Here is a 6,565-nt window from a genome sequence, read left to right as displayed (position 1 = left end):
CTCGTTGGAGCCGATTATCCGTGCATTCAGCGCGCTGTGATTGGCGACCAGGGTCATGGCCGTGATCCCTTTATTGGTACCGAAGTACTTCGAGGAATACCGGGTTTTAAACGTTTCCAGATGCGTTTCGAATTTCTGACCATCCGCACTGGCGTGCAACTGGTCCTCCTGAATATGGTAGTGGCGGAAGATGGGTAATGAAGCCACCGCATTATTGATCACGTCGCTGGCATCATGCAGCGTTTCAGGTCGGATATAGTTAGCCTGTACTGTACTCAGGTGTTCATAACTGCGGTCGGAGATCTGCGCCATACCATACACACCACGGTGAGTGGCGTTAGCAATCAGAATGGCCAGTAAATCATCCTGATGAGTAGTTCCCTGTTTTTGTATTGGCAGCACATGTGTCAGGCTTCGCATGAACCCGGTTTCGCGCTCAACATACCGCAGGACATCCGCGATACCGACTGGCTGCATTCGCTTAAAGAAGGGATTGTTGACCAGAGATGTAGCGCCTTTTGTTGGCAGGTGCCAGCGGGTGCCCGAGCGATTTTTCATGATTACATTGCGATTATCTCCCTCATCAATATGGCGCGCCACGTCTTTGAGCGCGCTTTCCAGTCGATGTTGTTTCTCCTGTAACAATGCGTCAACAGGTTGTTTTAGTCTGTCCAGTGTTGATGAGGCCAGCAGTGCATCCTGCGATGTTTGGGGGATCAGGTCGTCTTCCAGTGCCCGGTATTTGGTGACATTTGACAGATAAATACGTCCGTTCAGTCGTGAAGTTAACTGCCGGTAGAGCAGCCATTCATAACGTTGCGGATTAACGTTATCCTGTTTCACCAGCCATGAGAGGTGCTTTTTGGGGATAAGCGACGTATCCATTGTCATCAGTGATTCACCGGATACGATTTCCGTTTGCATCTTTTGAAGTTGGGCGACGACGGCTTCTGAGCCTTTACCGGCCTCACATTCAAGGCACAGGAACACTGGTCTTAACAACTGTTCCAGAAGGTTTCGTTGTTCGTCATAATATTGCCACTGGTACTCTTCCACGGTCCGTTTCTGTTTTTTCAGGTAAAGGCAGAGGGTCTGGATATCCCTGTCATTCATGACCTTCAATGCCTGTTGTCTGACTACTGAGAAGGGCTGATTGTCATCAATATTCTCGTCAACAAACAGGTGAAGTAGCTCTGCCGCTTTCGTGACATTGTCCGCAGCTGACTGCCAGGACAGGAACACTGCTTGTTGTGCAAAGGCGTTGGCGGCTTCCTGTTGTTTTCGGATATGGTAAACAAACCCATCCGTCAGGCGCTCCAGTGCAAGTTGCATGCGCTCTGTCAGATGACACAGTAACCACAGGTGCTGCTGTGAGCGTTTGAAGCGCCGCACTTTACTGCCGTAGTAATCAATAAGGCCGCTGAAGTGTTGTCGATTTTTTAGCGACAGATTGAGCCTGTCCACAACGTCATTTATTTGCGTGTGCCATGGTGCTAACCGGTGGTAAATGGCGAGCTCTTTTTTAAGCTCAGGCACGGTCAGACTTTTGGCACCACCCCTGAGATGGCTCAGACTCAGCCCGTCGTCTTTAGTAGTGATTATGTTGTCCAGAAAGACGTTAAGTTCATTACTGGTAAGTTGATTCAGTTGGAGCGTCAGGTCTTTTCTGACCTGTTGCATTGTGCGGCTTATCAGTCTTTGAAGCACGGAGTACTTAGGAATGGCAATGTTATGGCTGGCAAGGTATTCAATGGCCGCATCAAAGAGGTGTCGAGGCTCCAGCCAGGTATGACCAATGTAAACCAGGTGGTGGCACAGAGCATTGAGGTGCTGTTTTTCATTCCACTTAATGTAATTAAGTAGACGCAGTATCCTTGAGTAAATACGGTCACGCTGCATTTTACTGACACTGAAAGGCCTGATCCCTTTACCTCTTTGAATTTGGGAGGCAATAAACTGCATGTCGATACTGATATCACGGAAACTCGGAGCAATGATCACTGGCTTAGATTTAAAATAGCCCAGAAGCGCCACGAAATAACAACGATGTTTAGTAAGCCTGATAGTACGGCATTCGGCCTGTTCTACATCGTTTAGCGAAAAATACAAACGTTGTTCCTCAATAGAAAACTGAGGTGCTGAATACAAGTCTCGTTGTTCTGCCTGAGTCAGAATCGAGAGTTCATTACTAATTGCCATGATGAATAAACGCCAATATGATTGATGGTGTTTATATAAGATGGCAGAATATTGGAAGGTAACCCACCGCCACAGACCATATAATATAATACCTGTAGCGTTCTATGTTACTTTAGAGGGGAAAATCCCTAGAACCCCTAAACGAGATCGCATCGCCTCAGCTGAGGGAAAGTGAATGGTGACATTTAGCAAAAAGCTGCCGCGTAAACCGCGACTGCCCGTCATCATATCGCCCGCAAAACTTGCGGCATGACCAAACCAGATCCGCTCAGGCAAGCGTTTAAACGATAAGGTTTTAACTCGGTAATCGCCCAGCATCAGACCTTGGCTATCCACCTTGATAGCTCGGTCATAATCCAACACTTGCTCCCGAAGTGGTTTATCTGCCTCACTGCGGATTGGTGATGGATTACGCCAGGAAGCATCTTTTCCCCAGTTAAGCTGAGCACTTATTGCCGCGAGCCAGTTTCGGTCAGTCATCTCAGTGACGCGAAAACCAACCGTTGCCAGCGCTTGCGAGAAAGAAGCCCGAAGCGCGGATGCTCGACTCAACTCACGCTCCGTCGGAATAGGACTTTCCAAAGGCAATTTGCAGGTGACGATCAGTTGAAAGTTGCGTACCTGAGTCTGGGTCGATTCTTCTATCGATTGAACCGTGCCCCCATCGAGGAAATCCGCACGTTTGCGTATCGACGCCCTAAGCAATGGATCAGATTGACGATGCCGTAAGCCCATCATGCGCTGAAGGTCGGTTTGAATATCAGGCGAGGCGTAAAGGCCAAATTGCAGCAAAGTGTCTTTTGGCCAGTCGTTGTTGAGTAGAACATTAACCCTGTCTGCAACAGACTCATCACCACCCGGCAATGGGTCACATAGAAAACCAAAGCCAACACTTTGGTCTTCCATGAAAAACAGTTGCTCATCGTCTGAATAGGCCAATACTGGCAATAGCTCTGAAGCGCGTTGTCCTGAATACAAAGAGGCTTTCATTAACGCCCCTCCAACCAAGCAGAAAGGTCATAAGGACGACCTCGGCTGATGCGACCATCATTGGCGACAATGAAAGGCACACCTTGAATGCCCAGAATTTGAGCCGTCACCAAGGTACGCTGCATTGGTTCTAAGTTGCAGGCATCATCCTGTTCTAGGTTACCAATCCGGCCATTCAGCAATGCATCGGTGGCCGCTTTCTTGTCACGCGCACAGCCAAGCTGGCGAACCTGACGCTCTGAATCTGGACCAAGCACTGGCACAGGGAGAATTTGGAAGGTGTATTCTTTGGTTAACGGCAGGGCTTGTTTCAAAAGCTCATGGCAATGTGGGCACCGAGGGTCAACAAAGACCACCACTTTCTTTTTGCCTTCGCCTAAAGTCAGTGGGTTCAAATCAGCCATTTTTAAGCCAAGGCGACTTAAGTCCAGCGTGTTTCCCGCTTCTCGAATTTCTTCAAGGCTGGTAAGCGGCTTTTTGGACCAGGCATCATAGAGCGTGCCATCAATGACGAACCGGCCACTGTCTGACATAAAAATAATACGGTTATTGCTTTCGACCGCTTTCATACCCGTGACAGGTAAAGAAACCATGCCGTCAATTTTGCCAACGGGCGACACTTCAGACACAGGTTCAGCTTGAACAAAAGGAGACAGCGCAAGCGCCAGAATAAATGGAGATAGTTTTCGCATGAGGAGTCCTCGTTAATGTAAATCGAGGCTCCAGTCTATGCAGTTGTCCTATGTGGACTCGGTTAGATAGATTGAAGAATTGAATACCTTACTAAATAGCTGCTCCGAAGTGTAGATCACCTGCGAAGGTGAACTCAGTGTTGAATGAGCGATCAGATAAGTCTCCAAACCGCACTTTACAGAAGCACTTGGTGGTTTTGAAACCGCCCCCTACAGGTAGATTTCGAGAGGCCTTCTCTCATCAGAAATACAGATCCAAAAGGTATTAACCTTTTGTTCGTGGCACACGCCAGCACAACACTTTGATTTTATCGCGCTGTTTTTGGTGAACAGGAATAATGCGCCACTTACTAACGGTAAATCGGTGTCACTTTCGATAATCGCGGCAAGGCCGTTGATGGACTTTCTAAAATCGACACTTTCACGATACAGATAAATCTCTAGTGAGCTCAGCATGCCTTTCATGATAGCGCACCGATGAGTTCAGCCAGGTTACTTACTGGCGTGCATTGGGGATTGCGCAGTTCGATATCATTGACGAAGAGTGTCATGTTGGCGGTTGCCACTTGGGCCTGATACTGAGTTATCTTTTCAACGACTTCTGCTCTAACAAAACCTTGAGATGCGCCAGTGTTGTTGAGTTGCTGGCGCTTGGCAGAGAACGTTGAGGGATTGAGTTGATTGAGCTTACAAAATGTGAGTGTTGATAATGAACTCGATTCAGATTGCTTGATTAGCGTTTGCCATTATTGGTTGGTGCATCGTTTGCCATTTTAAATCTCCTTATGGTTGGAGACTTGATCTTATTCTGCGTGTTAGGTGATTAGAATGCGCGGTTTATGAGGCGCTTACGCTCGATTTGCAAGTTCGTCGAGGAAAGCAGATATTCAGAGTAATAAGGCTCTGTTTTGCCGGAGAAATACGATTTTGCATCTGGCTTATCAACCTCCCGCGGGAAACCTACTAAGCGGATGATGTTATGGCAATCTATCGTTGTCGCTGGCAGGTGAAGTTGCGATTCAAAGAGTTGAAATCCCATACAAACTTGCAGAAATTTATGGCGGCACAGAAAGCGATTGTAGATGGTTTGGTATGGTCAAGCCTGCTCGCTCTGATCATTCGGCGAAGCGTCTTTCTTCAAATCATGCCATCAGTCTAGCTATTCAAGGCCGCCAAAAATGTGGAAATTTGGCTGTTGCCGATCTTGAAAGCATCAGCCAGCACGCATGGTCAGAAATAGCGGAGAGGATAGATTGGGCGACCCGTTATATAACGAAGAACGCCCAAAAAGCCCAACAGTCAAAAGACAAACAAAACATCACGTTAGATGGGATACTGCATGGGCTTAATTCTTAAGGTCCAGTCTATGAATGAATGCCCTGAATGCGAAATTTAAAGTTGCCTCATTCAGGAGGCAACCGTAAAAGGAAAATACTAATCCCGAGGAGGGAAGCCTGCTTCAATTAGAGCATAGGAGACCTTTTCAACTGATAATGAAGTTTTTACCGTCACCTTACGAGTCGGAGGATCAGTTAAAACTGTAGCCTCTGGGTCTATATCCTTAATTGCTTTAGTTACCGTCCGGGCGCAGCCCCCACATGTCATATTTTCTAAATGAAATTGCATTTATATACCTCCAGTTTGGTTTGAGTACTTCTGATTGTAGGGCTTTCCACTGTTGTAAGGTCAAGGTCTAAACTCATTTCACTCTGATATCTTTTCACTAAAGATTGACTATACTTTCTGCGTTTTTTCTTAATGACAGATTTCTTACTATAACGTAAAACACCGGCGTAAGTAGTAATCCAAAGAAGGTTACACCAAGCATACCGGCAAACACTGCAATACCCATGGCGTGACGCATTTCTGCTCCAGCACCACTAGCTAGTACAAGAGATATCACACCAGCAATAAATACAAGAGAAGTCATCAAAATAGGACGCAAACGTAAGTACGCTGCCTCGAGTACGGCCCCAAGCGGTGATCGTCACTAATTCTCCTGAGTCCTTGCAAAATCAACGATTAAAATGGCATTTTTTGCGGCCAGCCCGACTAAAACAACGAAGCCAATTTGAGTATAGATGTTATTATCACCGTTTAGATCCATATACCGCCAATTGCAGAAAGGAGTGCCATTGGTGCAATAAGCAGCACAGCAAATGGAAGCGACCAACTGTTGTACTGAGCGGCAAGAATCAAGAATGCAAAGAATACCGCCAATGGGAAAATATACAGTGCGGAATTGCCCGCTAATTTTTCCTGATAGGTCAGATCAGTCCATTCGTACGCCATACCTTCAGGTAGATTTTCCTTAACTATTTTCTCAATAGCATCTGTAGCCTGACCAAAAGAATATCCTGATGCAGTACCTCCCGTAATATCAGCGGATGGATAGCCGTTGTATCTCATAACGCGATCAGGATCTGAAGTTAGTTTGATATTGATCAATACTTATAAAGGGATCATATCACCAGCAGAATTCCTGACTTTCAATAATCCAATATCGTCTGCCTGCATACGGAATGGGGCATCAGCTTGAGTTATTACACGGTAGGTACGGCCAAATCCATTAAAATCATTGACGTAAAGCGATCCCAAATTTACCTGTAATACATCAAAAATGTCGGTCAAAGCTACCCCCTGAGATAGTCCGGATCTGCTCCAGACTGATACCTAATACTTTG

General features: G+C 46.5%; 4 protein-coding genes and 3 pseudogenes. 1 reads left to right on the top strand and 6 read right to left on the bottom strand.

Annotation, left to right across the window (positions count from 1 at the left end; genetic code table 11):
* The 4 genes and pseudogenes from QME20_RS17425 to tnpB all read right to left on the bottom strand — a co-directional run.
* Window positions 1–2,199: Tn3 family transposase (locus QME20_RS17425; RefSeq protein ID WP_281716307.1), on the bottom strand; the 2,199-nt coding region annotated here is incomplete at its 3' end.
* Window positions 2,200–2,337: 138 nt separating this feature from the next.
* Window positions 2,338–3,189, bottom strand: a pseudogene (locus tag QME20_RS17420) (conjugal transfer protein TraC); the annotation flags it as partial.
* The gene (locus QME20_RS17415) at window positions 3,189–3,881 is read right to left on the bottom strand and encodes a DsbC family protein (protein WP_015066567.1); all 693 of its coding nucleotides are present in this window, start codon (window positions 3,879–3,881) and stop codon (window positions 3,189–3,191) included. The pseudogene QME20_RS17420 and the gene QME20_RS17415, both read right to left, overlap by 1 nt.
* A 210-nt stretch (window positions 3,882–4,091) precedes the next feature.
* Entirely contained in the window at window positions 4,092–4,346 is a 255-nt protein-coding gene (gene tnpB, locus QME20_RS17410; protein WP_011788498.1) for an IS66 family insertion sequence element accessory protein TnpB, read from the bottom strand.
* Between the two features lie 388 nt (window positions 4,347–4,734).
* Between tnpB and QME20_RS17405 the strand changes: the two are divergent.
* A pseudogene (locus QME20_RS17405) lies at window positions 4,735–5,237 on the top strand (IS4 family transposase); the annotation flags it as partial.
* Window positions 5,238–5,315: 78 nt separating this feature from the next.
* On the opposite strand, the gene QME20_RS17400 reads toward QME20_RS17405, so the two are convergent.
* Both QME20_RS17400 and QME20_RS17395 read right to left on the bottom strand, forming a co-directional pair.
* A complete protein-coding gene (locus QME20_RS17400; RefSeq protein ID WP_015066565.1) occupies window positions 5,316–5,507 on the bottom strand; it encodes a heavy-metal-associated domain-containing protein in 192 nt (63 codons plus the stop codon).
* A gap of 97 nt (window positions 5,508–5,604) precedes the next feature.
* Window positions 5,605–6,527 (bottom strand): annotated as a pseudogene (locus QME20_RS17395) (efflux RND transporter permease subunit); the annotation flags it as partial.
* Window positions 6,528–6,565: the final 38 nt, after the last annotated feature.

It is taken from the genome of Alteromonas sp. CyTr2 (assembly GCF_947311905.1).
Taxonomy (GTDB): Bacteria; Pseudomonadota; Gammaproteobacteria; order Enterobacterales; family Alteromonadaceae; genus Alteromonas; species Alteromonas macleodii.
Note: the sequence above shows the minus strand (reverse complement) of the source record. Positions and strands in the feature narration are given on the sequence as shown.